Below are 23,972 nucleotides of genomic sequence, written 5' to 3' on the forward strand. Positions count from 1 at the left end.
TCCTAATCATTCGGCCATCTCCCTTAAAAGTATTGCACACACTTTTAAGATAGCCGGTCTTTAGGCGTGGGTCAATTTTTGCCCGGCGTATAGGTCTATTTTACTCCGGCGATGACACTGACGCTTGAAAACATTGACTTTTATAGAAGACCGGGCAGAATGAACCCCACCGGTTTTCACTGCGGATCCATACGCCAATGGCGTAAAAATGGAGTAGAAAATTTAACGGATTTACAGGGTAAAAGGCCACCACTACACAAGTGATAATCCGCGATTTCCTGTTGGCTAAAGAATGGAATTGAAGAGTAAGCCGCCCCACAAGCATTGTTCAGGAAAGGAACGGCAAAAGGCATGACCGAAACTTCGGCCATGCCTTTTGTTACTTGTTTAGCACTTGCTTCACTATTTCAATAATATCTTGACCATAAAGGGTAATCTGCGCCTCATCTAAACACCGTAGTGCCTTCAAATCTTCCAGTGAAATAGGTGCAAACTTAGCAATTCTATCGCATGAGACGTTTTTGAATACTTCATATGCCTTAATACGATTTAATTTGTATGTTTTAGTTCGGTAGGAGATAAGAGCCTCCTTGATTTCCTCCGAAACATTTTCTGGAATGTTACTTTCAGATGCTGCATCAACATATACGACATTAACATACTTCTCTAACAGCGCTTCATTACGGAGAATGTCTTCATCAGATGCCTCATATAGGATAGAGCGGAGCAAATCCAAATCGGCGGCAGGAATCCCATGGCGGTACTCAAATTCGATTTGCTTGAAAACATAGGTCGTATAGTTGTTGTTAATCTTGGTAAAGTTTGAATAATTGTTATACTTTTCCTTAAAGGTCTTAAGAAATTCGTATCCAGGTCTATAGAACTTTGTATAGCAATATTCAAACAGCGTGAAAAACTGTTCTTTTTTGTCCAAATCAGGGCGGAAAATCGGATGATCAATATCGTGCTGTGCAACTACTTCAAGTTTTTGCTCAGACATAACCGATGACGTAATTTGGCTGATGACATTCTGGCGATAGTAAATTTTGCACACAACACCGATAATGGCTGTCATGAAGAACATGCCGTTGCTTACCAATCCAACTTTGTAAGGATCGGTTCCATCATCAGTCTTTTTGATATGATTTGCCCAAAGTTTATAAAAAGCCTTGATTTTCAGAAGGTCACCAAGGAAGCCACTGTTGTATTTTTTGTTGAACAACAGATAATATCGCTCTTTATTGCCGCAAATAGACGCCTTGCTACCACGGGCAGTGCCGGGTTTTTGATAAACAAATGAGAGCAGAAATTGTCCTAACTCTTCGTTTGTTGTATTTTGCCATGGTGCTGGATACAGCTTTTTGTTAACCTTTTCTCCGCGCTTGATCTGACAGTAGATACCTGCATCGGCAAGCTGCTTTTTCAACAGACGCTGTTCGATACGGTTGGCAATTAAGTCTTTGTCTTTTATCGGCTTTTGAGTATTTGTAGCTTCAGCTACATTAGCAATGAATTCTAAGCGGTCATCAACCGATTCATACTTGTTTTTAATAATTTTACATTGAATATAAAAGTCCTGAGCAAATTCTGTTTCACCAACAAGTTTTGTTGTTTGCCCGCCGTTGATTATTGAAAAGTTCCGGACAAGAATGCAATTCTCTTCAATGAGGTAATCATCGCAAATAAGGATAACGCCATTGTTGTAATACCAGAAGTTTTCCGGATGTTCTTGTATGGATTCAACGATATTCCCATCGATTTTGGCATTCTTGACATAATACCTTAAGTTCTGCGCAAATAGTCCCCTATATCCATACTGTTCATAAAGATTTTTCAAGGAAAATGCAGAGATGTTTACAATCAGAGATCCCTCCGCGCCGAAATGCATATAATTGTTGGGCGCATCGAGTTTGATAACAGCCTCATCCACATATTCCTTTGGATTTTCAATTTCCATAATTTCATACTCAATATCTAACCCAAAAGATATATGGTATGTAACATAGTCATGCTCGGGCTTCATCGTTTGAATAGCGTTCGTGATTGCCCGCTTGTTTCCGACTGTTTTCGGGTTATAGTTAGTAATCAGGCGTATCTTGAGCGGCCTGGTAGGCGATATTCTGTACTCGTCCTCTCTAACAATGGAACCCAATTCTTTGCGAACGCTGAATTTTCGTTCTTGTGCAGAACAAACGGCTGATTCAGCATCTTTGAACATTTTCAAAATAGCGGGAAAATCAAAAGAATTATCATCAGAATAAACCGCGATAATTGCATCAACATCGCCATTATCGGAGTCCTGATCCAGATATATGCCCGCTATTCGATCCGAAGCATCCGGCTGATAGATGCTACCCTGAATGATATCAGTTATCTTACTGCTATCTGCATTGAAATAGTGATAATAGGCATAGAGATAGAGCAATTTTTCAGTATCCGAACAGTCCTCTACATCCTCATATGATAACCGCTTGAATTCGCAGACCAGATTGTTAATATACTTGTCCATGTCGCTCATAGCAAAACCCTCTCTATGCTATCTCTACAAATTGTCCTTCAAAACATGAAAACGGAATTTTGGCGCTTTCCCATTGTCCTTCCAAATTGTTAGTGGGGATGTAAGGCAGTAGCTCGTCCGGTGAAATAACAGCAAGCATTTTTTTGCTGTTGGATAAGCACCATAGGTGGAACACATATGCTCTGCTCGTTAGCGCGACATTCCACTCGTGAGATGTTACATGAAATACCGCTTGCCCTAAGGCGTATGTGGATGCTTTTACTTCTATGAGTAATATGTCCGAGCTGTCTTCACTCACGCGTGATTTAATATCATATCCCGCCAAATTGCTGTCAATAGACATCCATATAGGCTCAGAGTTTGTACGATTTCTTTCGTATTTGATAGTATTCCGTTCGCCGAGCCGTCCTGTTTCGTTTTTTGCCTGTTGATCCTGTGTTCTGATTTTGGTGGCAATTGTGTCCCACCAAGTAATAATTCCGGGATCTAAATGATCAGAGAGCAAGCCCGCATCTGCAAAACATGCCTTTTCATCTTTAGACATAAAGATTGTAGCCTCGCGTCTGCCGTAGGGGATACGATTTGACCATATGGGTGCAGTTTTTAATACATAATCTGCAAGCATTTGCCGCTTAAGGTTAATGAGTAGTCCCTGTGCCTGTAACCGCAGGAGTCCAGTGCCGTGCTTGGTCAAAATCAACGCATTTTCATTTTCAGAGACCCATCCACAACTGGCGGAAAAGGAAAATATATCCTCTGCACTAATAGAGACGATTTTGGAATATGCCAGCTCCGATAATGAAGAAAAACTGTAGGTTTCTATGCGGTTAAGCAAAGCAAGCGACGAAGCTAATACATTCATAGATAACCTAATCATTTTGATCACCACTAAAGAAATACTCAATAACGGCTTTCGCGTCATCTGCTGTTAGACTGTCATAGTCTTCGGCCTCCTCATCGTAGTCTACGGAGCTTATTTCAACACTTAAAGACGAATCTTCCAAGGCTTGAGCCATTGTTTTTACTTTGAGTTCCAACCTAGTTCGAACAACCTGATCGATGCTGTCTTCGCACTCAACAAACTCAATTTGAGGTTTTGCATCGGGAGAAAGGCCAAGTCTATGAATACGATCCTCAGATTGCATATAATGTGCAGCATTGAACGAACGATCCAGATAGATGGCGTACTGGCATACCTTGTGTAGGCTAATGCCTTCTGAGCAGGCGGCAGGATTGGCAACTAACACTTTACAGGTGTCGTCTGTATGGAAACGTTTAATTTTTCCCTCGCGAGTATCAAAGTCGCTTTCATCGCCAGCATCGACTCCACCATGAATAAATTCTGCGCCCAAGTCACTAAGCCGCAATGCTATCAACTCGACATTTTGAACAAAGGATGACCATATAAGGACTTTCTTTCCCTCTGCGGCGAGTTGTCTAGCTCTGCGACATACATAATCAATTTTGGGACCATCGGATTCTAGTAACAACGCTCCAACTCTGCGGTCAAATGCATAATCCATATCATTTGATAACAACGAGGGATTAGAGACAAATTCCATAACCTTCATCACACATTTTCCAATTCTTCGTAGCTCATATCGTGATGAATCTGAAAGAACAGGATTCAGTTGACGACGGACTTCTGATTTGAGGGTTTTATATATCTCGCGCTGGAGCTGTGTCATCGGAACTTGAACAACCCGGTGATCAAGCTTCGGTATACCCAATTGTCCTTTAGTTGTTCGAACAAAAATCGGCTGAATCAAATCAATTACGGTTGTGTCAGTCACGTCTTTGGTAGGATACAAAAACGAAAATTGTGAAACCAGATCCTTCGGGCTTTGAGGCATAGGTGTACCACTCATGATGAGTTTGCGTTTGGGTAAATGAGCCATCTCCAAAATTGCATCTGCCCGTTTGATTTGCTTTCCACCCTTTATTCGATGACTTTCATCAAGGAACATATAAATATTTCCAGAAGAAAGCGAAGAAACTATTGTGTTTTTTACACGAGAAAGTTGATCATAGGTAATAAGCATAAAACGAGGATTAGTTCGGAGAGCTGTTTGAATAGCAGCTTCGCCGCCGCGCAAACGAACAAATTTCCCGTAATTCTCACCCATACACGCGTCTAATTGCTCATCCCATGCAGAAAAAGCATTTTTCGGAGCAACAACAAGAAGTCTATCAATATCCGTTGCATTAACAAAGAAAAACGCTAATGCTTCCGTCGTTTTACCCGCGCCGGGAACAGAAAAAGTTGCAGCACCGGGGAGATGAGAAATCTTTTTCAGATTGTTTAACTGATTGATTGTCAAAGAGCGCTTGAACCCTATACTCTCAAGATGCGCTTTTATTTCCGCTTCGGATCTTGCATTAAGTGCAAGTGCAGTATTATAGGAAGTATCATTGGCTGTTTTCAGCATAGATTTTGCATTGTCTGTGAATACAACTCTATACTGGTTATGTCGCGCAGAAAAATACTGTCCCACAAATCCCTTGATGGATAGGAAATATCTCCACGGAAATGTGATGCTCCAATCCGAATAGGATACAACGGACATAGGCAAATAGTCACAGATGAAACTATACAAGGATTTCCATGCCACTTTATCTGTAGAATCATTTGAAATATTGACTTGTTCGGTATATGTCAAATAATCAATCCGAATGTCCATATTATTTTATCCAATCCTTAAGGGATACTAATGCTCCCTCAATATTTTCAATCTGTTTTCCGATGCCCTCTTTGCTCATCGAATCGTCCAGATTTGATACCGCATTGGTTAAAGCTGTAGCAGCTTTCATAACTTGATCGAAAATGAAGCTCTTTTTCTTCTTTTCTTTTTCAAGTTCCTCCGTGGTATCCAGTACGGATTTTACAGTCTGGGCAACAAGCGTAGGATTTTCTGCTTGCCGAATAGCAGCCGCGATTTGAGCGTTTGCAGTGTTGCTGTCGCTGACATCACCGCCGGTCAATAAGCTCAAATCATCATCATTGTTATCCTGAATAGTGATATCAAAAACTTCCTGCAACTTGGGCGCTATCTCAGACAGGCTCGAAACAACTTTGGGGATTTGCTTGTAAAGACGGTCTCCAACTGCCGGAGTCTGCAACATTGCTTTTGATATCTCCTGAAATAATTCTTTATCTCCGGGATTAACGATGTTCTTTCTTCCGATCACGATCTGCTTGAACGCATATTCCTGTTTATCTACCCGTGTCCATTCATCCGGATGCCCAATCGATTCCAGATACTGAGCTGCGTAATTGTAGCACTCAATATATGTACGAATTTCTTCCGGCTTTTTGTTTTGCTTGGCTGCCAGAATACCTATATCCATTCCAGCATCAAATTTTTCCTGGTAGTCTGCCGCTATTGCGTGCCATACATATTCTGCCTTCATGTCAGAATGAATCTGCAAGGCAACTTCAAGGTCATATATCCCTTGAGGATCACTATCTGGCAATACGGCCACACGAACAGTTTGGAAATGGGCATATTTGGATTTGTTGCCGTAATACAATTCGCGCCAAGCACAAAGACGGCGGTTTCCGTTTACAACGACACCATCCTTAGAACAAATAAGCGGTTCGGTTTGTTGGAGTTTATCGTTGTCCTTAAATGTTTTCAGCAGATTTTCTTTGTCTACCAATGATTTAAGTACCTGATGCTGATTCTCCTGCGCTTCGATTGAGTTCGGATCGCTAACAAATAAATCTCTAGGGAGATCGCGATGCTGTGCAAGCCATTCTTTCTGCAAACTTTTCGTTCGAATATTTTCAATTCGATAAACCAACATTTCTATAGGGACTTCGATAACCGTCAGCGGACGATACTTCCCACGATAATTGACCTGATACTTCTCGCCATTCTGCGCATTGTTAACTGCTTCGTCAATTGCAACGATGCGCTGCATATTGGGGTATCCAAAATGATATGTCACGCCCATTGTTCTCCCTCCGTTCCATCAAATCCAATAACTACTATTGGCATGGTGATAACTTGACTGAAAATCGGTAATTCTCTGATTAAACGCTCGTAGTTAGCCATGTTGGACCCAAGTTCTTTTGCTGTTTTTATCTGCGGAATGAGAATAATCCCGGCAGTGATATTTCCCCTCGTATAGAGCGTCTGTAGTTTTAAAAGATCTGCATATATTCGTCCCACATTTCCTGTTTGAAAGCACATACCAATACCTTTCAAATAAGACGAAATTGTAATTCGAGAGGATGAATCCAAGCGATATTCACCTGTCCATCCCTCTTTTTCCAATCTTTCTCGCACAGACTCTTTGATGCTTGCTACCGTTCTCTTTGATAAAATAGGATTGATATCCCATAGAATTTTTTCTACATCAGAGACGATATCGCGAGGAACTACTTTAAGACCGCTTCGATGCTCATATATCTGCGTTCTCATTGTTTGTTTCCCTCCATTCGTCTGGGATTTTTGACAATGCACTTGTCTTGGGGTCGTAAATAGGCTTGTCATAGGGGCGATATTTAATACTTCCAGCAACAGTTTGATCTAACCGTTCCTTGCCTTTGTTAGCATACTCCTCTACTAGCTCGCATCCCCAGAAAATTCTCTTATGAAGAAGTGCTGCAACACCAGATGATGCAACGCCAGAAAATGGATCAAAAACAAGGTCATTCTCATTGGTCAGGGCTAAAACAAGCCGCTCAATTAGCCCTACAGGAAATTGACATGGGTGATTAGTCTTTTCAATATGATTACCTTTCACATTTGGAATTTCCCACACATCTTCCGGATTTTTTCCCTTTGGGTTTCCAGACAGTTTCCCTTTGTTTTCTCCACGATAACTGCGTTTTCCGGGATACTTTGCAGGGACTCGCACATCATCCAAATTGAAGGTGTAGGTGTCACTTTTTGTGTACCACATAATCACTTCATAACGTCCACTAAATCTGTTTTTGTTATGAAGTCCATGCCCAAAATGCCAGATAATTCGGTTGCGCAAATGCAAATTCAACTCTTTAAAAATAGGGGCAAGCTCAATATCGAGTGGCGTAATACTGCCGTTCTCAACATAGTTTCCCACTTGCCAGCAGATGCTTCCGTTATCTTTGAGCCGAGGATATATCTTTTCAATGATTCTTTTCTGCCAATCGTAATAATCAGAAAGTGGCACCTGATTCTCATATTCTTTGCCAATGTTGTATGGCGGTGATGTAACAACCAGATCAAAAATCGGTTGCATGGGTAATGCATCCAGAAATTTCTCGACATCCATCAAGAATAATTGCGTAGTAGCGGTATTTGGCAAAACACCTTTTTCAATGTTTTGAATTATATCTATAGGCATCTTCATACCTCCAAATGGCACACATTATTTTCAATATCAATATTTGTCATAGTTTGTCGAATAGACGATTTAGGAAGCGTTGTAAACCAAGGGGGTAGTGCGTCCATTCGCACCTTTGAGGTGGAATACGCCCCATTATTTCGAGTCCGGGTCGCTGGGGATCTTACGCCACCAGCGTTTTCAACGTCTCGATGATTTGCTCATATTCAATGTCTGCGGCATACGCAAACTGCTTGCGGTATTTATCCCACATGGCGCGGAGTTCCAGGCTTTCTTCGATGTTGTGCAGGATCCCGGGGACATCTGCGATCTGCTCCACTGTGCCGCGATGCTTGGCTGTTGCACGCAGCGCCTCAGCAAACACGGCTTTATCAAATTTCTGCGTTGTGGTCAGTATGTAGGCATCGTAGAAATCTCTGGGGCGGGTATTGAACACACCGCGCCGCAGGATGGTTTCCACCTTTTCTGCCATGACGGTTTCAATGTTGTACGCCCACAGTTCGTAGGACTTCTCATCGTCAAAAATCTGCGTGAAGCTGTACTGCACCGCGTGAGGTGTGATGGCATCACCGGTGGACACATCAATACTCATCGGGGTCAGCAGCGTATCGAACCTGGCGTTCAGCATGACGCGGTAGCCGCCGTAAATATCATCCTCCCGGATGGGAGAAATGGTTCCAATCTCAAAGACCACGCCATCATCAAAGGGAATGGCACAGATCTGCTCCAGCGCACTGCGGATCGCATCCGGTGTGAGGGGCAGGTTTTTCAATGTGGTATCCAAGTCCATCGTTGCCCGGTTGTCCAGACCGACGATGGCCGCCACCAGCATACCGCCCTTCAAAACAAACTTTTCTTTGTATTCAGAAGCGGACAGGCGCACCAGTAACCGCTCGAACATATAGTTCTGCAGAATGACCTGTGCCGGAATATTCTTCTGTTTTGCGATGTTGCGGATCTTCGCTTTCAGACTCATTGCTTTGCTCACAGAAGCACCTCCAAATACTGCCGCAGGACATTTGCCACGCGCATTTTCTTCGCATAAGAGTGAAGTTTGTTCAAATCCTTTTTGGGGCTGGCGGCGTAGAGCTTCAAGGCGGCAAGAAATGTTTCCGTACCTACTTTGCTGCGGCTGCGGATCATGTCACAGATTGTGCGCTCAAGGTCATACACCGGCACTTCGTTTCCAGCGGGTGTGTTCAGCGTAGTCCGGCCAAGATCAAACAACTCTGGCTTGATGTAATAGATTTTGCACTCGTTTTTGATTGCTGCCGATACCGTGTAATCGGACGGCACTGTGATCGTATGCTCAAAGGGTGTCCGATCCGAAATGCCATGAAGGAACAGGGCAGTTTCGTGGGAAAAAATGATCTGATTGGAACGTTTGCTGATGGACAACAGCTCATCCTGCATATCGTCGGGCAGGATGTACTGTCCCTGAACGATTCTATGAATTTTATCTTCTCTGCACAGTTTATAAAGCATGGCTTTGGAGATGCCGTGCGCTATGGCAGTTTTCGTTTCAATGATACCGCCATGTTCCTGAGCAATGGCGGCAAGCTCGGCCATGTAATCCATATCGATCACCTCGCGATACCAACTTAAAAATATTATAGGCGATTTCGTTATCAAAGTCAACAGTGCAAGAGAACTTTTACAATGAAATAAATCGTAATTTCGTTATCAAAGTAAACACAATAAGGGCTTGGGATATTCCCAAAATCTCCGAGTGTACGGACACCGGATGTGCTTGCTATTCTCTGAAAAACTGAATCATCTTCGTTATCACGCGCTCTCGATTTCAAAACCGAGGGCGCTTTTTATTTTCAAAATGACTCACAAAGGGGGAATTGAATGATGAAAAATCGTACCAGACCAGTCCGCATTGAGTTTCGTGTCACCGAGCAGGAACGTCAACTAATCCAGAAAAAGATGGAGCAGCTTGGCACTAAAAACATGGGAGCCTATCTTCGCAAGATGGCTATTGACGGCTACATCATCAAGGTGGATTACACCGAGCAGAAAAAGCTGGCCGCTGCCGTCAGCAGAGCAGCGACCAACATCAACCATATCTGCCGCAGGATCAACCAGACCGGCCATTGCTATGCGGATGATGTAGCTGAGTTGAAAGCCAGACAATCTGAGATATGGCAGATGCTGAAACAGAGTCAGAAAGACGAGATTCCACCATAACGGGATTATCCATACATGGATTTTCCGTCACCGGTTTTTCAGACGATGGATAAACTGACGCTCCGGAGCGTTCCGTTATTGGATTTCTGGACGGCGGTTTTCCGAGCAGTCATCGGGGATGCAATTCAGCCCCTAATAAATAAGAAATAAATAATCTCTCAAGAGAATCATCCATCAATCCAATCAATACCGGATTGGATAGGATGGATGGGATGGAGGCGTTATGAAAAGTTTTTGCAAGTTTACCGTGAAAAGCCCGGCGGCTTCTTACATACCGCTGCCACGATTCCTGTTGCAGGATGAACAGCTGCGGGACATCAGCAACGATGCCAAGGTGTTATATGCTCTCCTGCTGGACAGAGCAAGCGTGTCCCGGCAAAACGGATATATTGAGCCGGATGGAACGATTCGTCTGTACTTTACGCTGGAACAGGCGCAGAAGAAACTGCACCGCAGCCGACAGTGTGCCACCCGGATCTTCCGTGAACTGGAATACAGCGGCCTAATCAATCGAAAGAAGCAGGGACTTGGCAAACCGGCGGTCATCACGCTGAACTACCCGGCAGACGCCAAGCCCATCACGAAGGAGGAAACCGATGAAAAGTGAAGTTACAAATATGAAATACCCGGCGAAAACACTACTGCGGCTCACACCTGGACAAGCCCGAAGCGTCCGAAAGCTCACCCACCAGTGCTGCAATAATGACAATGGAAACTGCCTTCTGCTGGACGATGGCGATCCCTGTGTCTGTCCGCAGACCATATCCTACAGCCTGATCTGCAAGCACTTCCAGCGCGGAGTTCTCCCGCTGGAGCCGGAATTGGAGGACGCGATCCTCCGTCCCAAAGGAACCCGCCGCTGCAAGGTCTGCGGTGCATACTTTACGGCCGGTTCCGGACGAGCCAAATACTGTGCGGAATGTTCCGCCAAAGTACACCGAAAGCAGAAGGCAGCACACGCCCGAAAAAAGAGGTCGGGCGTAGACAATTAACCCCTTGCAAACCCTTTGCACGCAAGGCTTTCCAAAGGCCACTTTTCAAGAGTGCGTATGTTTTTACTTAACCCCCGAAAAAACCGATTCAAACTGTCTACATTTTTTGATTGATGAAAGGAGTCAAAACCATGGAAAACAATAAGATCGAAAGAGTTCCCATTCACCTCAAGCTGGCCCCCACCTCCAAGGAGGCCGCCGAGTACAGCAACATCGGTATCAACAAAATCGACAGTATGCTCCGTGCGCCCAAGTGTCCCTTCGTCCTGTTTGTTGGTACGAAGAAGCTGGTCAAGCGCAAGGAGTTTGAGCAGTACATCAGCTCCAAGCTGGTGATCTGAGCGAAAAGCGGCGATATGCCGCAAGAAGTTTTCAAATTCACCTTGAGAGAAAGAGCACATTGTGATATACTTAAAGTGTAGTGGTGTGCTCTTTTCTCTCTGCGGAAAGGAGTTCATACATGGGAAAAAATCTCAAAGGCAGAGAATGTGGTAAGGGTATCTACCAGAGGAAGGACGGATTGTACAGCGCCCGGTTCGTAGACAGAGCCGGTAAGCGGCACGAGAAATACTTCCAGACGGTTCCCGAAGCAAGAAACTGGATCGCGGATGCAAAGTATGCGGATGCACACGCGGAGGTTTTTGTCGGCACCGATATTACGGTGGATGAGTGGTTTGATTTCTGGATCGAAAATATTGTCGGAGATTTGGCTCCCAATACGCTCCGCAACTACCGTGACAGATACAAGCACAACATCCAGCCGGTGATCGGCAGGATAAAACTTACGGATGTGAAACCCATGCACTGCAAAAAGGTATTCATCGAAATGGATGCCGACTATTCCGGATCCACCATCCGCCAGGCGTACATCACCATGGGGACGATGCTGAAAGCGGCGAAGATGAACGATCTCATCTCCAAGCATCCCATGGACGGTGTTCGATTTACCAAGCCGGTTCGTGCGGCAAACGACATCAAGTTCCTCACCCGCGAAGAACAGCGTATCTTTTTGGAAACGGCCAGACGCTCTCACAACTATAACCAATATGCGCTGATCCTCGAAACGGGGCTGCGCACCGGCGAGCTGATCGGCCTGACATGGGATGCCATTGACTTCGAGAAACGGACGCTGACGGTGAACAAAACGCTGGAGTTCCGGCACGGTACAAAATCGTGGCGGGCGGGACCTCCCAAAACGCCCAACAGCTACCGTACCATTCCGCTGACAGACACAGCCTATGGCATCCTCCGTGAAGTGTGGGACAGCCGGGAAGAACGAAAATCTTCTCCTGTGTTGGAGCAGACTTTGGAGTACATGGATCGTCGAAGCGGCAGCATGGCAAAGCTGGTGATGTGTGATCTGGTCTTTATCAACTGGCGTACCGGAGAACCGGCAAAGAATAGCTCCTATGACACCCACCTCTACAAGCTCTGCGACGAAGCGGGAATTGGGCGCTTTTGTATGCACGCGCTGCGCCACACCCACGCCACGCGGGCGATTGAAAGCGGGATGCAGCCCAAAGTGCTGCAAAAGCTGCTGGGACACGGCAGCATCAAAACCACCATGGATCGGTATGTCCATGTGACAACCGAATCTCTGGACCAAGCGGTACGGCAATTTGAAATGAATGGGGTTATCTGAATGAGAGCCGCAGTTCTGCACCAAAATGGCGTAAAAATGGAGTAGACACCGAAAGCCCCAAACCCGGAAACCCTTGAAAATACAGAGAAAACAAAGGAGAATGAAGATATATGAAATTAGGCATCGTGGGTCTGCCCAACGTGGGCAAGAGCACCCTGTTCAACGCCATCACCAATGCCGGCGCCGAGAGCGCCAACTACCCCTTCTGCACCATCGACCCCAACGTGGGCATGGTGGCTGTGCCCGACTACCGTCTGGACAAGCTGAGCGAGATGTATAACCCCAAAAAGACCACCCCGGCTGTCATTGAGTTCGTGGACATCGCCGGTCTGGTCAAGGGTGCCAGCCGGGGCGAGGGCCTGGGCAACAAATTCCTGGCCAACATCCGCATGACCGACGCCATCGTCCATGTGGTGCGCTGCTTTGACGACGAGAACGTCATCCACGTGGAGGGCTCCACCGATCCCATCCGGGATATGGATACCATCGACCTGGAGCTGATCCTGGCCGACGCCGAGATGGTGGACCGACGCATCGACAAGGCCCAGAAGGCCGCCAAGGGCGACAAGAAGTTCCTCCACGAGGTGGAGGTCTTCTCCGGTCTGAAGGAGTGGCTCAACGACGGAAAGTCCGCCCGCAGCTACCTCTCCGAGATCAGCGAGGATGACGCCGCCCTCATCGGCACCAGCGAGTTGCTCTCTCTCAAGCCCGTCATCTATGCCGCCAACCTGGACGAGGACGGCTTTGCCGATCCTCAGGCCGTCCCCTACTACAAGCAGGTGGAGGAGCGCGCTCAGGCCGAGGGCGCTCAGGTCATTCCCGTTTGCGCCAAGCTGGAGGCTGAGATTGCTGAGCTGGATGCGGACGAGAAGGCCATGTTCCTGGAGGAACTGGGCGTGAAGGAATCCGGTCTGGACCGGCTGGTAAAGGCCAGCTATACCCTGCTGGGTCTCATCTCCTATCTCACCAGCGGTGAGGACGAGTGCCGTGCCTGGACCATCACCAAGGGCACCAAGGCTCCCCAAGCTGCCGGTAAGATCCACTCCGACTTTGAGCGGGGCTTCATTCGCGCTGAGGTCGTCTCCTACGAGGACCTGATGGCCTGCGGCACGATGGCAGCTGCCCGTGAGAAGGGCCTGATCCGCTCCGAAGGCAAGGAATATGTCGTCCAGGACGGCGACATCATCTTGTTCCGTTTCAACGTGTAATTGATTTTCTCGCCGCTCTGGACGACAGGGCGCGATCGCGCCCCGCGCCTTTTGGCGCGTCAATTCGACGCGCAGCGAAGAATTGGGCCGGACGAATTCACTTCGTCCGGCCGGAATGAAAAGATTGGGGGGTCCCCAACGTGCCTGGCACGTTGGGGCGTCCAGGACGGCGACATCATCCTGTTCCGTTTCAACGTGTAATTTCCCCTGCTGAATTTTTCTCTGAGATATTGTATTTTCTCCCGCAATCGTGTACACTATGAACAACCCTAAATCCAGAAGGAGGATTTTAACTATGAAAATCGCCCGTTTCGTGCTGAAGATCGTGGCTCTCTCTCTGGCCGCCGCCGCTGCGGTGTGCGCCGTTATCGCCTACTGGGACAAGCTCTCTGAGCTGGGAGACTGCGCCAAGGTCAAGCTGCAGCAGCGCGCCTGCTCCTCTGAATATGACGATTACGAGGAGTAAGATACTCCTTCCCTACAGCCGTGGAACTTCCACGGCTGTTTTTTTCTGCCCAAATAGGATTCCCAGCAGCAGGCTCCCTGCCAGTGTGCCCAGGATGTAAACCGGAGTAAACCAAGGAGCGGTGGGGTCTCCGCCTCCGTGGACGCGTGCCAGCAGTTCTGAACATCTCCAAAGCGGGATACCGTAGATCCAACCGCTCAAAACCATCACGGCCCCCTTCTCTGCCAGCCAGCCTGCCAGCAGCCCTGCTGTCACCAGCTTTACCCGGTGCCGACTCGGCGGGAATCCCCGACTCAGTCTCAGTGCCCCGGTGAAAAAGGGAATCAGAAACAACAGCCCTCCATACACGAAAAGCCTTCCAGGATGTCCCTGAATGGGATATGCTCCGCTGTCATAGCGGAAGCCTGCCAGTCCCTGAATGGGATATGCTCCGCTGTCATAGCGGAAGCCTGCCAGTCCCAGCAGGAACATGGTAAGGACATAGCCGCCCGCCATCCAGCACCACCCTGCCGTCATGGTCTGAAGGACACTGCGCAGGGACTGACTGTGACGAAGCCATGCCTGCCGATACGCTTCTCTCAACTCTTTTGGGTCCCCCATCTCTTCCAGCGCACGTTCCCGGGCCTCATCCGGCCTCAGGCCGCTTTCCTCCAAGTTTGCCGCCAACTCCTCCAAGTGATCGGCAAGTTCTCCCTCCAGCCGTCTGCGGTATGCGGGATCCGTGATGGAGGCGACACACTGTGAAACAAAGTTTTTCATCCATGGCTCTCTATGACTCATCTTTATGCTACCTCCCAATGTACATAACATGGAGCTGCACCGTATGTTTTCCCGTCAGCAGTATCCCAGGATAGAAAATCGGTTGGAAAACGCCTTTTGATAGCACCCCAGCTGATATCCGTTCATCACGCTCCATACCGCCAGCACACTGTGAGACAACGTCCCGGCAGCACCGGATACCATCATTTCTGAAACTTCAAAGGGTCCACCCAGCGCCATCCAGCACAGGATCGGCAGTACCTGCATGGCCGCATAGATCCAGCAGCTGTATTTGATCAGATTCCAGCTACGGGGCAAACCGGCAATGACCGGAGCTGCTACAAGCACCAATGCCAGCAATACGGATACGATCCCCCAGTATCCCGGATGCGGCTTTCCGAAATTGTGTGTATTGATTATGTAGAGTACGCCAAACCCCAGCATGGCAGCTGCGTAACAAAGGAAAGATATCAGGAACAAAATCCGCGGAATCCTGTGCCTGGGTGTGTTCATCCGCTGCCTCCACTGCTCCAGGTAGACCGTGGAAAGTGCGCCGGGATCTCCCATGTGCTCCAGAGCTCGTTGGCGTGCCTCATCGGAAGACAAACCTTGCCCCTCCAGATCAGAAGCCAGCGATTCTAAATGGTCGGCCAATTCTCTGCTCAGACGCCGTCCATACACAAGGTCTGGAATCTCTGCAACACATGCGTGAACAAAGTGTTCCACCCAAGGCTTCATTCCTGTACACCCCCTAAAATTCGGGCCATGGCCCGGGTGTATATCCCCCATTGATCCTCCTTCTCCCGCAAAGCTCCCTGGCCGGCATGGGTCAAATGATAAAAACGGCGCTCTCTTCCGTTCTCCATCTGGGTATAGGAGGTGATCAGCCCCTTATCCTCCAGGGCATGGAGGAACGGATATAAGCTTCCCTGGCTCATGCAGAATACGTCCTCCGACAAAAGCGCCATCTGTTGAATCAGTTGATATCCATACATGTCTTGACGGCTGAGCAATTTCAGAAGGATCAGCTCATGGCTTCCTTTGGCCAGCTGCTTATCCAACTTCATAACAACACCTCTCTTTCAGAGGTATTATATACCTCTTATCCAGAGGTGTCAAGGAAGGCCTTGCGGCTTTCTCTCCGGTACCATTGCAGGCATTCCCGTTTTCCTGTACGGCGCAGCAGCAGAGCGGATATCAACAGATCCATTCCCACCGCCAGCACCGCCGCCGCGGTCACAGGAGCCGGAACGGCCTCCACCCAGCCCGAGACAGCCGGATGCACCCAGTAAACCGCCGCTGGCAGCAGGGCGGACCAGGCCAGCGCGAAGGACAAACACACCCGTCCGTGCAGATTCCAGCGCAGCTCCCGGTAATCCCAAAAGGAGACACCCAACACTTTTTCATAGAAAACTGCGGTGATATACTCCACACCTGTAGCCGCTGTTCCGCCCAGCACCATCAGCAGCAGCGGATGCGTCAAAATCTCCTCGGGCAATGCCAACACCACCAGCGCCCCCAGTCCGTACACCGGGCACAAAGGCAGCACCAAGGTACGCTTCCGGTCCCGGCGGCCTCCAGTACACCACGCATACCCCACTTCCAACAGGAATCCAAGCGCGCTATATAACACAAAATACCAGAAATACTCCATATTGGTTCTCCTCCCACCAAACAGCAGTCTTCACCGTGCTCTACAGCCAAACCAACAGAGTTAGCATTCCGGAGAGAGAAAAAATCATGCGTTTTAGCGGCAGGAAATCTTGGGCTTGCGCTTGAAGGAAAGCTGCACTTTGTGATACAATAACTCGAATACGGACAAAGAGAAAGGAAGGGGCCGCAATGCGAAATCTGATCGACTTTGGTGATATGTCCCGGGAGGAATGGGAACAGCTCTATGCCCGGGCCAGCCAGATCATTGATGCACCGGAGAAATTTATTGACGTTTGTCGTGGCAAAGTATCCTGCAATCTGTTTTATGAACCCTCCACCCGCACCAACTTCTCCTTCCAAACCGCCATGCTGCGGCTGGGTGGATCGGTGTTCGGCTTTGCAGACCCCAATTCTTCCTCCGTGGCCAAGGGCGAGACCCTGAAGGACACCATCAAAATGGTATCCAACTATGCTGATGTTGTGGTCATGCGTACTCCCTGGGAGGGTTCGGCCAAGGCGGCTTCCCTCTATTCCGCGGTGCCCGTGGTCAATGCCGGTGACGGCGGCCACATGCACCCCACCCAGACCATGGCAGACCTCACCACCATCACCCGCCTGCGCGGCAAGGTGGACGGGCTGTGCATCGGCCTGTGCGGCGACCTGAAGAACGGCCGCACCGTCCACTCCCTCATCAAGGCCATGGCCAAGTTCAACGACATCAAGTTCTTCCTCATCTCTCCCCGGGAGCTGGCAGTTCCTGAGTACATGCGTGTATTTATGCGGGAGCATGACATGTGGTACACCGAGGTCACCGGTTTGGAGCCCGTCATCCCTCAGATGGACGTGCTGTACATGACCCGCATCCAGAAAGAGCGCTTTGTGGATCCCCTGGAGTATGAGCGCAACAAGGGCATTTACATCCTCACCCGCCGCAAGCTGGAGCGAGCCAAGCCCGACATGCTGGTCATGCATCCCCTGCCCCGAGTAGATGAGATCACTCTGGATGTGGATGACGATCCCCGCGCGGTTTATTTCCAGCAAGCCCGGTTTGGTATGTTTGCCCGCATGGCTCTGCTGGAACATCTGGCCCTTCAGCCCCGAAATGACCATCCCGCTCCGGTGGAGATCGGCACCAAGCCCATCTGCCACAATCCCCGCTGCATTACCCAGACGGAAACCTATCTGCCCCCCCTGATCAAAAAGATCGGCGGCGTGGATTGCTGCGGCTTCTGTGACGCAGCCCTTTGATCCCCTGTTAAAAAATCCCTTTGCGCTGTAAATAAGCCGTTAAGGATCGTCATAAGCCCTTGACGGTGGGAATCCCTTTTGGTATCCTCCTGCCTAACAGGCCATCTGTGCCTGCAAACGTAAGGAAAAGGAGCCAAACGAACCATGGATTCCGACAGCGATCAAGCCACTGCGGATCATTATCATATTCGTTTTAAAAAGCATAGTCTGCTCTGGTCATCCAGGCAGGCCGTGCTTTTTTACGCTCTTTTTTCCTTCTGAACTTAATTGGGAGGAACAAACTGTGCCGCTTATTGCATTCCAAATTCTGATTCAAATCGTCTTAATTCTTATCAATGCTTTTTTCGCCGCCACAGAAATTGCGGTAATCTCGCTCAGTGCCAACAAGCTTCGTAAACTGGAGGAAGAGGGAGATAAATTAGCCCCGAAGCTGCTGCGTATGGTGGAGGAGCCTGCCGGCGTTCTCTCTACCATCCAAATCGGCATTACTCTGGCTGGCTTTCTTGGCTCTGCTTTCGCCGCTGACAGCTTCTCGGAGTACATCGTCCACTGGATCTGTGTGGATCTCGGCGTCACCGCACTTCCCCGCTCGGCCGTGGATACCCTGTCTGTGATCCTGATCACCTTAATCCTCTCTTACTTCACCTTGATCTTTGGTGAGTTGGTACCCAAACACGTTGCCATGCAGCGTCCCATGGAGATGGCGCGACTGTCCTGCCGACTGGTATCCACTCTGTCTGTTATCGTCCGGCCTGTCGTCCATCTGTTGTCTCTGTCCACTAACGGCGTACTGCGTCTGCTTGGTATGCGCACCGATGTGGAAGAGGAACAGGTTACCGAGGATGAGATCCGTATGATGATCGACCTGGGCAACGAAAACGGTACTATTGACGCAGATGAGAAGGAACTGCTCCATAACGTCTTTGAATTCTCTGACCAGCGGGTGGGCGATGTCATGACCCGGGCAGCCGATGTAGTGGCGCTTCCCGTTGACGCCACCGCTCAGCAAGTATTGGATGTGATCCGCACCAGCGGACTGTCCCGTTTTCCTGTCTACGGTTCTAATGAAAATCAAATTCTAGGCGTACTAAATGCAAAAGAATTTCTTCTGTCCTGGGCCGCCCAGGATGGGAAATCCATTGCCGCGCTTATGCGCCCCGCCTACCTGATCCCTGAAAGTCTTCCCGCCGATGATTTGCTGCGGGATATGCAGCTGAAAAAGGTTCATCTGGCCGTTGTCATAGACGAATACGGCGAATTGGCTGGTGTGATTACGGTGGAGGACCTCTTGGAGGAAATCGTAGGTAATATCTATGATGAATTCGATCCTGCTCAACCCCAGGAGTTAGAACAGCTGGAGCCAGACCTCTGGCGGGTAAACGGCGGTCTGAACGTAGAAGATCTGGCTAAAGCACTCGGATTAGATCTCCCTCAGGACGAAGATTACGATACCGTTGGAGGAATGGTACTCAGCAGACTGCGCACCATTCCTCAAGACGGCAGCACCCCAGTGGTCCATTTCTATGGTCTGGAGCTTCGGGTAGAGCGCGTAAAGAACCACCGTATTCAGCAGATTCTGGTTCGCAAAGAGCGCACCTCCGGACAGGGCGAGAGTTAACCTCTCCCCTGTCCACAACTTTTTTATAAAATTTCAAAAAAGCCATTGACAAAGGCACAAATCCTATGGTATTATTTCATGGCTGACGTGAGAGAACACATCGTCCATGCGGGTGTAGTTCAATGGTAGAATCCCAGCCTTCCAAGCTGGTCGCGTGGGTTCGATTCCCATCACCCGCTCCATATGCGCCTGTAGCTCAGGTGGATAGAGCAACTGCCTTCTAAGCAGTGGGTCAGGGGTTCGAGTCCCTTCAGGCGTGCCAATCTTATTTGGCTTTTATGCGGTTTCTCCCCGTCATAGTCCATGGTGGGTGTAGCTCAGTTGGTTAGAGCACCGGATTGTGGTTCCGGGTGTCGAGGGTTCGAGTCCCTTTACCCACCCCATACGAAGGCGTTCGGGCCGGAGCTTCGGCTCCGGCCCGCGCTTTTTTCTCCACTGTGACTCAGAATCCAGCCACACACAGGGGTGTAGCCAAGTGGTAAGGCAAGGGACTTTGACTCCCTCACTCGCTGGTTCGAGTCCAGCCATCCCTGCCAATTTTATATGACCCAGTAGCTCAGTCGGCAGAGCACCTGCCTTTTAAGCAGGGTGTCCGGAGTTCGAATCTCCGCTGGGTCACCAAAAATCCCGAATGCAAATGCGTTCGGGATTTTTACTTCTTCACTTTTCACTAAATCCAACTGCCTGCCCGGGATTTTTGGAAGTGATGAAGTAAGAGTGAATAGTGAAAAAGTGAGGTGTGCCGCAAGCGCCACGTTTTTTGTGTATTCTTACTGCTCTTATGTCTCCTTGCCTCCAGTGAACCAGTATGATATACTTTTGAAAAAGTATATCATAGGATAAAAAGGAGGATAGGACATGGGTACAATTCTGGTAATCGGCATTATTTGGACGCTGTACGGATTGGCTGGATTATTTGGCATACAGAAAATACCAAGCAAATTCAAAGACAAATCCTGGACGAAACACTACATTCGTTACCAAGGGATATCCTGGCTCCTTCTCGGGATTCCTTGGATTGTGCTGGACGTGATAACAGAGGATAAAGGATTCGGAATGCCTGTCATGTTATTCCTGATCCTTGCATGTTCACTTCCGGGATTTGTCTATACGGTGATTCTTGATCGAAGATATACCGCTAAGCTGAAACTGGAACAATGATTTCTTTCTCTGAGATTGTCATCTATAGTGTTTGGATCACACACTTCGGAGCAAGCGACATATCGCTTGCTCCGATTTTTTATAAAAGTCAGAATGCGCTCATTTTGCTGCTCCTCCTTTCCAAATTGCAACCGCTTGCGCTGGGTTGCAATTTGGTTTGAGGTACAGACCTGGAAGTACGTCCTCAAAGCTGAACAATGGTCGACTTTGGGAACCGATTTTGGGACTGTCCCAAAATCGGCCCTTGTTTTATCACCAAAGCCTCGCTATAATAAGCGGACGGGGGATTTAATGAAGATTTTTGAAGCAAAAAACAGAACGCCGGAGCTTATCGCACAATTACTGAAGGTATGGGAATCATCTGTACGCGCTACACATCTGTTTTTATCCGATGGTGAAATTGAACACATCAAAATCCATGTGCCACAATTCTTGCTGGAGGTTCCTCGTCTCTTTCTTGCAGAGGATAAGGCAGGGCATCCGGTCGCTTTTATGGGACTGGCGAACAGGTCTTTAGAGATGTTGTTTGTCGCTCCTGAAATGCGGGGCTGCGGGATTGGAAAACAGCTGGTGACCTATGGGATAGTAAACTACGCCATTGAGACATTGACTGTAAACGAACAAAATCCACAAGCCATAGGGTTCTATGAACACATAGGGTTTCATGCGTATAAAAGAACTGAACTGGATGAGCAGGGCAATCCTTATCCACTTCTCTATATGCGGTATGCACCATCTGCCAAGTAAGAATTATGTTTGGCATCGATAGTGTTGTGATTTTTCACGTCGGAGCAAGCGACATATCGCTTGCTCCGATTTTTATAAAAGTCAGAGCGCGCTCATTTTGCTGCTCCTCCTCTCCAAATCGCAACCGCTTACGCTGGATTGCGATTTGGTTAGGTACAGGGCTGCTGAACGTCCTCAAAACGGTTTCCTGTTTCAAAAAGAGGGACACGACATACGTCGTGTCCCTCTTTTCCCTTCTATGTGTCAACACCACATGTTCCGCTTTTGCTTGGTAATTCGGATTATTCTTCTCTCTGCCGGCATAGCTCCAGACAGGTCTCCAACCATTGGCAGGCGGCCTGTTCCCGGAAAATTCCCCCTAACAAAACCAGATAGTCGTTGAATGCTTGGTCATCCTGCGGCGGGATTCCATCAAACTTGTCTTGATCCTTCTCAAGCCGTTCCAGGCGCTGCCGATGCTGCGCCAGTCGGTTCTCCAACTGTTGTCTGCGATTATTTGCAGAGGCACAGTCAGAGAAAAACAGCCGCAGCCGAAATTCATCCTTCGGGGTCTGAGGTGCGGCGCTGGAGTCCTGTACCCATTTCCGGAACATCTGCTCTCCGTCAGAGGTAATGGTGTACACTTTTTTCTCCAGCACTGTGCCGGATATCTCCACCTGATAGTCGATAAGCCCAGCTTCATACAAGCTCTTGAGTTCAGGGTATATCTGGCTGTGTTTAGCACTCCAAACCTCAAACAAGCCTGACTCAAACTCCTTGGACAGCTCATAGCCTGTCATGCTCCGGCGATGGAGCAACCCTAAAATGGCATAACCCAGAGTTCCCAAGGCAGATCACCTCAATTTCTTAAAAATCACACTTGCCAGTATCATACCACAAACATGAAAAAAGGCAAGAGAAAACACTCCTACTTGAACATGTCAATATTGACATGTTCAAGTAGGAGTGTTAATCTGGAATGGCATTGTGTTGTTGCCAAAGCAGCACACAAAATTAAAACGGGAGAAATGTGCATGGAAAAAGCAAAGCGATATCTGGTTTTTCTTATTGGATTATTTATCAACTCTTTGGGTGTGAGCCTGATCACAAAGGCGGATTTGGGCACCTCCCCTATCTCTTCTATCCCCTACGTACTCAGCCTGAACTTCCCCCTCACACTGGGCGAGTTCACAATTATTTTCAGTCTGCTGCTGATCTTTCTGCAGCTGGTTATCCTACAGCGGAATTTCAAGCCAGAACACTTGCTTCAAATCCCGGTGTCCATTGCCTTTGGCTACTTTATTGATTTGTGCATGGCACTACTTGCCTTTGTTCAGCCTCAAGCCTATCCGATCAAGGTGGTAGATTTGCTCATTGGCTGTGTCATTTTGGGGTTTGGCGTGTTCTTGGAAGTCATCGCCGACGTAGTGATGCTCCCAGGAGAATCCTTTGTTCGGGCCGTGGTATTCCGCTGGAAGACGGAATTTGGTATAACCAAGGTCGTATTTGATGTCTCCATGACAGTCATTGCTGCCGTGCTGTCCTTTGTATTCCAGGGCCAGCTTAACGGTGTACGGGAAGGCACTGTGGCAGCTGCTATCCTGGTGGGCTTTATCGCCCGTCTCATGGGACGAAAGTTGGAAATTTTGCCACGAGTGCTGTTTGGTAAAACCAAAGCTTCCCAGGAGGATACGGCAGCGCCGGAACAAACCGTATGCGTAGTCATTGACCGGCAATATGGCAGCGGCGGCCACGATATCGGCCAGGCCCTGGCCCAGCAGCTTGGTCTCCCCTTCTATGATCGGGAAATCATCCAGATGGCGGCAGGTTCTACCGGCTATTCCCAGGAATTTATATCCCAACGGGAGGAAAAAATCTCCGGTGCTCTGCTCCACGACCTGGCCAGCGAGATGTACGGTTACTCCGAGCAGACCCCCGCTCCTACTGACACCATTTTTGAAATAGAGGCTCAGGTCATGCGCCAGGCAGCTGAGAAAGGAAACTGTGTTATTGTGGGCCGATGCGCCGACGTGGTACTGAAAGGTCGGGCTCGCTGCCTGCGCATCTTCCTTCACGCTCCGTTGGAGTATCGGGTACAGCGTCTGATGCGCACCGAGGGCTTTGAGGAAAAAGAAGCCCGCCGTCGTCTGCGTCAAACCGACCGTACCCGCGCAGCCTACTACCAGTACTATACAAACCGCACCTGGGGTGCAGCCTGGAATTATCATCTGTGTATCGATACCTCTTTGGGAGAAGCTCGGGCACAGGAACTGATTGCCCAATCCTTTCAGCAAATGCAGAAATAAAAAAAGAACCCGTGGCCGTCCCAGTTGGGATGGAGTGCCCCAGATTGTACGGACAGCACAAAAAAGCCCCTTGGTAGGAAAATATTGAAGTTTTAAGCGGAGTGGCGCAGCATGAGCGGTGCCACTCCAGTTTTTAACTGGATGCGCT

The 23,972-nt window shown here is 48.5% G+C and carries 25 protein-coding genes and 5 tRNA genes; 17 read left to right on the forward strand and 13 right to left on the reverse strand.

Annotation, left to right across the window (positions count from 1 at the left end):
• Positions 1–379 precede the first annotated feature (379 nt).
• From ACEVJL_RS16045 to ACEVJL_RS16080, 8 genes are all read right to left on the reverse strand, one after another.
• The gene (locus ACEVJL_RS16045) at positions 380–2,518 is read right to left on the reverse strand and encodes an AIPR family protein (RefSeq protein WP_374738405.1); all 2,139 of its coding nucleotides are present in this window, start codon (positions 2,516–2,518) and stop codon (positions 380–382) included.
• A 13-nt stretch (positions 2,519–2,531) separates the two neighbouring features.
• Positions 2,532–3,380, reverse strand: a complete 849-nt coding sequence (locus ACEVJL_RS16050) for a protein NO VEIN domain-containing protein (RefSeq protein ID WP_374738406.1) — start codon at positions 3,378–3,380, stop codon at positions 2,532–2,534.
• 7 nt (positions 3,381–3,387) lie between these two features.
• A complete protein-coding gene (locus ACEVJL_RS16055; RefSeq protein WP_374738407.1) occupies positions 3,388–5,199 on the reverse strand; it encodes an SNF2-related protein in 1,812 nt (603 codons plus the stop codon).
• 1 nt (position 5,200) lies between these two features.
• Entirely contained in the window at positions 5,201–6,475 is a 1,275-nt protein-coding gene (locus tag ACEVJL_RS16060; RefSeq protein WP_374738408.1) for a hypothetical protein, read from the reverse strand.
• A complete protein-coding gene (locus ACEVJL_RS16065) occupies positions 6,466–6,945 on the reverse strand; it encodes a BglII/BstYI family type II restriction endonuclease (RefSeq protein WP_235397185.1) in 480 nt (159 codons plus the stop codon). The genes ACEVJL_RS16060 and ACEVJL_RS16065 overlap by 10 nt, the downstream gene beginning before the upstream one ends.
• Positions 6,926–7,852, reverse strand: coding sequence for a DNA-methyltransferase (locus ACEVJL_RS16070; RefSeq protein WP_374738409.1), 927 nt, complete (start codon positions 7,850–7,852; stop codon positions 6,926–6,928). The genes ACEVJL_RS16065 and ACEVJL_RS16070 overlap by 20 nt, the downstream gene beginning before the upstream one ends.
• Before the next feature lie 163 nt (positions 7,853–8,015).
• The gene (locus ACEVJL_RS16075; protein WP_374738410.1) at positions 8,016–8,840 is read right to left on the reverse strand and encodes a nucleotidyl transferase AbiEii/AbiGii toxin family protein; all 825 of its coding nucleotides are present in this window, start codon (positions 8,838–8,840) and stop codon (positions 8,016–8,018) included.
• On the reverse strand, positions 8,837–9,430 hold the full coding sequence (locus ACEVJL_RS16080) for a type IV toxin-antitoxin system AbiEi family antitoxin domain-containing protein (RefSeq protein ID WP_235380023.1): 594 nt from the start codon (positions 9,428–9,430) through the stop codon (positions 8,837–8,839). The genes ACEVJL_RS16075 and ACEVJL_RS16080 overlap by 4 nt, the downstream gene beginning before the upstream one ends.
• Positions 9,431–9,706: 276 nt before the next feature.
• Here ACEVJL_RS16080 and ACEVJL_RS16085 point away from each other — a divergent pair, with 276 nt between their 5' ends.
• The 7 genes from ACEVJL_RS16085 (at position 9,707) to ACEVJL_RS16115 (ending at position 14,353) form a co-directional block, all read left to right on the forward strand.
• A complete protein-coding gene (locus ACEVJL_RS16085; protein WP_425475201.1) occupies positions 9,707–10,045 on the forward strand; it encodes a plasmid mobilization protein in 339 nt (112 codons plus the stop codon).
• 223 nt (positions 10,046–10,268) lie between these two features.
• Positions 10,269–10,652 (forward strand): replication initiator protein A, encoded by a 384-nt coding sequence (locus ACEVJL_RS16090; RefSeq protein ID WP_374738411.1) that lies wholly within the window; start codon positions 10,269–10,271, stop codon positions 10,650–10,652.
• A complete protein-coding gene (locus ACEVJL_RS16095) occupies positions 10,642–11,037 on the forward strand; it encodes a cysteine-rich VLP domain-containing protein (protein ID WP_302668234.1) in 396 nt (131 codons plus the stop codon). The genes ACEVJL_RS16090 and ACEVJL_RS16095 overlap by 11 nt, the downstream gene beginning before the upstream one ends.
• Before the next feature lie 131 nt (positions 11,038–11,168).
• Positions 11,169–11,378: a MerR family transcriptional regulator gene (locus ACEVJL_RS16100; RefSeq protein ID WP_374738412.1), complete on the forward strand. Its 210-nt coding sequence runs from the start codon at positions 11,169–11,171 to the stop codon at positions 11,376–11,378.
• A gap of 119 nt (positions 11,379–11,497) precedes the next feature.
• A complete protein-coding gene (locus ACEVJL_RS16105) occupies positions 11,498–12,679 on the forward strand; it encodes a tyrosine-type recombinase/integrase (protein ID WP_374738413.1) in 1,182 nt (393 codons plus the stop codon).
• A gap of 110 nt (positions 12,680–12,789) precedes the next feature.
• Positions 12,790–13,887 (forward strand): redox-regulated ATPase YchF, encoded by a 1,098-nt coding sequence (ychF, locus tag ACEVJL_RS16110; protein ID WP_325207977.1) that lies wholly within the window; start codon positions 12,790–12,792, stop codon positions 13,885–13,887.
• A gap of 295 nt (positions 13,888–14,182) precedes the next feature.
• Entirely contained in the window at positions 14,183–14,353 is a 171-nt protein-coding gene (locus ACEVJL_RS16115) for a hypothetical protein (protein WP_020989485.1), read from the forward strand.
• A gap of 12 nt (positions 14,354–14,365) precedes the next feature.
• Here ACEVJL_RS16115 and ACEVJL_RS16120 read toward each other — a convergent pair whose 3' ends face one another.
• The 4 genes from ACEVJL_RS16120 to ACEVJL_RS16135 are packed head-to-tail and all read right to left on the reverse strand — an operon-like array spanning position 14,366 to position 16,766.
• Entirely contained in the window at positions 14,366–15,133 is a 768-nt protein-coding gene (locus tag ACEVJL_RS16120; RefSeq protein ID WP_374738414.1) for a permease prefix domain 1-containing protein, read from the reverse strand.
• Between the two features lie 54 nt (positions 15,134–15,187).
• Complete coding sequence (locus ACEVJL_RS16125) at positions 15,188–15,850, reverse strand: permease prefix domain 1-containing protein (protein ID WP_374738415.1); 663 nt, start codon at positions 15,848–15,850, stop codon at positions 15,188–15,190.
• Positions 15,847–16,179 carry a PadR family transcriptional regulator gene (locus ACEVJL_RS16130; protein ID WP_008980037.1) on the reverse strand — a complete coding sequence of 111 codons (333 nt, stop codon included), beginning with the start codon at positions 16,177–16,179 and terminating at the stop codon, positions 15,847–15,849. The genes ACEVJL_RS16125 and ACEVJL_RS16130 overlap by 4 nt, the downstream gene beginning before the upstream one ends.
• 35 nt (positions 16,180–16,214) lie before the next feature.
• Entirely contained in the window at positions 16,215–16,766 is a 552-nt protein-coding gene (locus ACEVJL_RS16135) for a putative ABC transporter permease (RefSeq protein ID WP_235397171.1), read from the reverse strand.
• Positions 16,767–16,954: 188 nt separating this feature from the next.
• Between ACEVJL_RS16135 and pyrB the strand changes: the two genes are divergently transcribed.
• From pyrB to ACEVJL_RS16180, 9 genes are all read left to right on the forward strand, one after another.
• Positions 16,955–18,013: an aspartate carbamoyltransferase gene (pyrB, locus tag ACEVJL_RS16140; RefSeq protein ID WP_374738416.1), complete on the forward strand. Its 1,059-nt coding sequence runs from the start codon at positions 16,955–16,957 to the stop codon at positions 18,011–18,013.
• A 283-nt stretch (positions 18,014–18,296) separates the two neighbouring features.
• The gene (locus ACEVJL_RS16145; protein WP_374738417.1) at positions 18,297–19,631 is read left to right on the forward strand and encodes a hemolysin family protein; all 1,335 of its coding nucleotides are present in this window, start codon (positions 18,297–18,299) and stop codon (positions 19,629–19,631) included.
• 108 nt (positions 19,632–19,739) lie between these two features.
• Positions 19,740–19,813, forward strand: a tRNA-Gly gene (locus ACEVJL_RS16150).
• A gap of 3 nt (positions 19,814–19,816) precedes the next feature.
• Positions 19,817–19,893, forward strand: a tRNA-Arg gene (locus ACEVJL_RS16155).
• A gap of 44 nt (positions 19,894–19,937) precedes the next feature.
• Positions 19,938–20,014: transfer RNA gene (locus tag ACEVJL_RS16160), tRNA-His, on the forward strand.
• Positions 20,015–20,092: 78 nt separating this feature from the next.
• Positions 20,093–20,167, forward strand: a tRNA-Gln gene (locus ACEVJL_RS16165).
• A 9-nt stretch (positions 20,168–20,176) separates the two neighbouring features.
• Positions 20,177–20,252 (forward strand) — tRNA-Lys (locus ACEVJL_RS16170).
• A gap of 237 nt (positions 20,253–20,489) precedes the next feature.
• The gene (locus tag ACEVJL_RS16175; RefSeq protein WP_008980033.1) at positions 20,490–20,792 is read left to right on the forward strand and encodes a hypothetical protein; all 303 of its coding nucleotides are present in this window, start codon (positions 20,490–20,492) and stop codon (positions 20,790–20,792) included.
• Positions 20,793–21,083: 291 nt separating this feature from the next.
• Positions 21,084–21,539 (forward strand): acetyltransferase, encoded by a 456-nt coding sequence (locus ACEVJL_RS16180; RefSeq protein ID WP_040648800.1) that lies wholly within the window; start codon positions 21,084–21,086, stop codon positions 21,537–21,539.
• 281 nt (positions 21,540–21,820) lie between these two features.
• Here ACEVJL_RS16180 and ACEVJL_RS16185 read toward each other — a convergent pair whose 3' ends face one another.
• On the reverse strand, positions 21,821–22,366 hold the full coding sequence (locus ACEVJL_RS16185) for a PadR family transcriptional regulator (RefSeq protein ID WP_374738418.1): 546 nt from the start codon (positions 22,364–22,366) through the stop codon (positions 21,821–21,823).
• Between the two features lie 186 nt (positions 22,367–22,552).
• Here ACEVJL_RS16185 and ACEVJL_RS16190 point away from each other — a divergent pair, with 186 nt between their 5' ends.
• Entirely contained in the window at positions 22,553–23,824 is a 1,272-nt protein-coding gene (locus tag ACEVJL_RS16190; RefSeq protein WP_374738419.1) for a DUF6198 family protein, read from the forward strand.
• Positions 23,825–23,972: the final 148 nt, after the last annotated feature.

The organism is Flintibacter porci (assembly GCF_041925195.1).
GTDB classification, from domain to species: Bacteria; Bacillota; Clostridia; order Oscillospirales; family Oscillospiraceae; genus Lawsonibacter; species Lawsonibacter porci.

What these genes read in the sequence shown, in the direction of transcription:
- ACEVJL_RS16045 (WP_374738405.1), bottom strand. Translation starts at nt 2,518, where the DNA reads ATGAGCGACATGGACAAGTATATTAACAATCTGGTCTGCGAATTCAAG.
- ACEVJL_RS16050 (WP_374738406.1), bottom strand. Translation starts at nt 3,380, where the DNA reads ATGAATGTATTAGCTTCGTCGCTTGCTTTGCTTAACCGCATAGAAACC.
- ACEVJL_RS16055 (WP_374738407.1), bottom strand. Translation starts at nt 5,199, where the DNA reads ATGGACATTCGGATTGATTATTTGACATATACCGAACAAGTCAATATT.
- ACEVJL_RS16060 (WP_374738408.1), bottom strand. Translation starts at nt 6,475, where the DNA reads ATGGGCGTGACATATCATTTTGGATACCCCAATATGCAGCGCATCGTT.
- ACEVJL_RS16065 (WP_235397185.1), bottom strand. Translation starts at nt 6,945, where the DNA reads ATGAGAACGCAGATATATGAGCATCGAAGCGGTCTTAAAGTAGTTCCT.
- ACEVJL_RS16070 (WP_374738409.1), bottom strand. Translation starts at nt 7,852, where the DNA reads ATGCCTATAGATATAATTCAAAACATTGAAAAAGGTGTTTTGCCAAAT.
- ACEVJL_RS16080 (WP_235380023.1), bottom strand. Translation starts at nt 9,430, where the DNA reads ATGGATTACATGGCCGAGCTTGCCGCCATTGCTCAGGAACATGGCGGT.
- ACEVJL_RS16085 (WP_425475201.1), top strand. Translation starts at nt 9,707, where the DNA reads ATGATGAAAAATCGTACCAGACCAGTCCGCATTGAGTTTCGTGTCACC.
- ACEVJL_RS16090 (WP_374738411.1), top strand. Translation starts at nt 10,269, where the DNA reads ATGAAAAGTTTTTGCAAGTTTACCGTGAAAAGCCCGGCGGCTTCTTAC.
- ACEVJL_RS16095 (WP_302668234.1), top strand. Translation starts at nt 10,642, where the DNA reads ATGAAAAGTGAAGTTACAAATATGAAATACCCGGCGAAAACACTACTG.
- ACEVJL_RS16100 (WP_374738412.1), top strand. Translation starts at nt 11,169, where the DNA reads ATGGAAAACAATAAGATCGAAAGAGTTCCCATTCACCTCAAGCTGGCC.
- ACEVJL_RS16105 (WP_374738413.1), top strand. Translation starts at nt 11,498, where the DNA reads ATGGGAAAAAATCTCAAAGGCAGAGAATGTGGTAAGGGTATCTACCAG.
- ychF (WP_325207977.1), top strand. Translation starts at nt 12,790, where the DNA reads ATGAAATTAGGCATCGTGGGTCTGCCCAACGTGGGCAAGAGCACCCTG.
- ACEVJL_RS16115 (WP_020989485.1), top strand. Translation starts at nt 14,183, where the DNA reads ATGAAAATCGCCCGTTTCGTGCTGAAGATCGTGGCTCTCTCTCTGGCC.
- ACEVJL_RS16120 (WP_374738414.1), bottom strand. Translation starts at nt 15,133, where the DNA reads ATGAGTCATAGAGAGCCATGGATGAAAAACTTTGTTTCACAGTGTGTC.
- ACEVJL_RS16125 (WP_374738415.1), bottom strand. Translation starts at nt 15,850, where the DNA reads ATGAAGCCTTGGGTGGAACACTTTGTTCACGCATGTGTTGCAGAGATT.
- ACEVJL_RS16130 (WP_008980037.1), bottom strand. Translation starts at nt 16,179, where the DNA reads ATGAAGTTGGATAAGCAGCTGGCCAAAGGAAGCCATGAGCTGATCCTT.
- ACEVJL_RS16135 (WP_235397171.1), bottom strand. Translation starts at nt 16,766, where the DNA reads ATGGAGTATTTCTGGTATTTTGTGTTATATAGCGCGCTTGGATTCCTG.
- pyrB (WP_374738416.1), top strand. Translation starts at nt 16,955, where the DNA reads ATGCGAAATCTGATCGACTTTGGTGATATGTCCCGGGAGGAATGGGAA.
- ACEVJL_RS16175 (WP_008980033.1), top strand. Translation starts at nt 20,490, where the DNA reads ATGGGTACAATTCTGGTAATCGGCATTATTTGGACGCTGTACGGATTG.
- ACEVJL_RS16180 (WP_040648800.1), top strand. Translation starts at nt 21,084, where the DNA reads ATGAAGATTTTTGAAGCAAAAAACAGAACGCCGGAGCTTATCGCACAA.
- ACEVJL_RS16190 (WP_374738419.1), top strand. Translation starts at nt 22,553, where the DNA reads ATGGAAAAAGCAAAGCGATATCTGGTTTTTCTTATTGGATTATTTATC.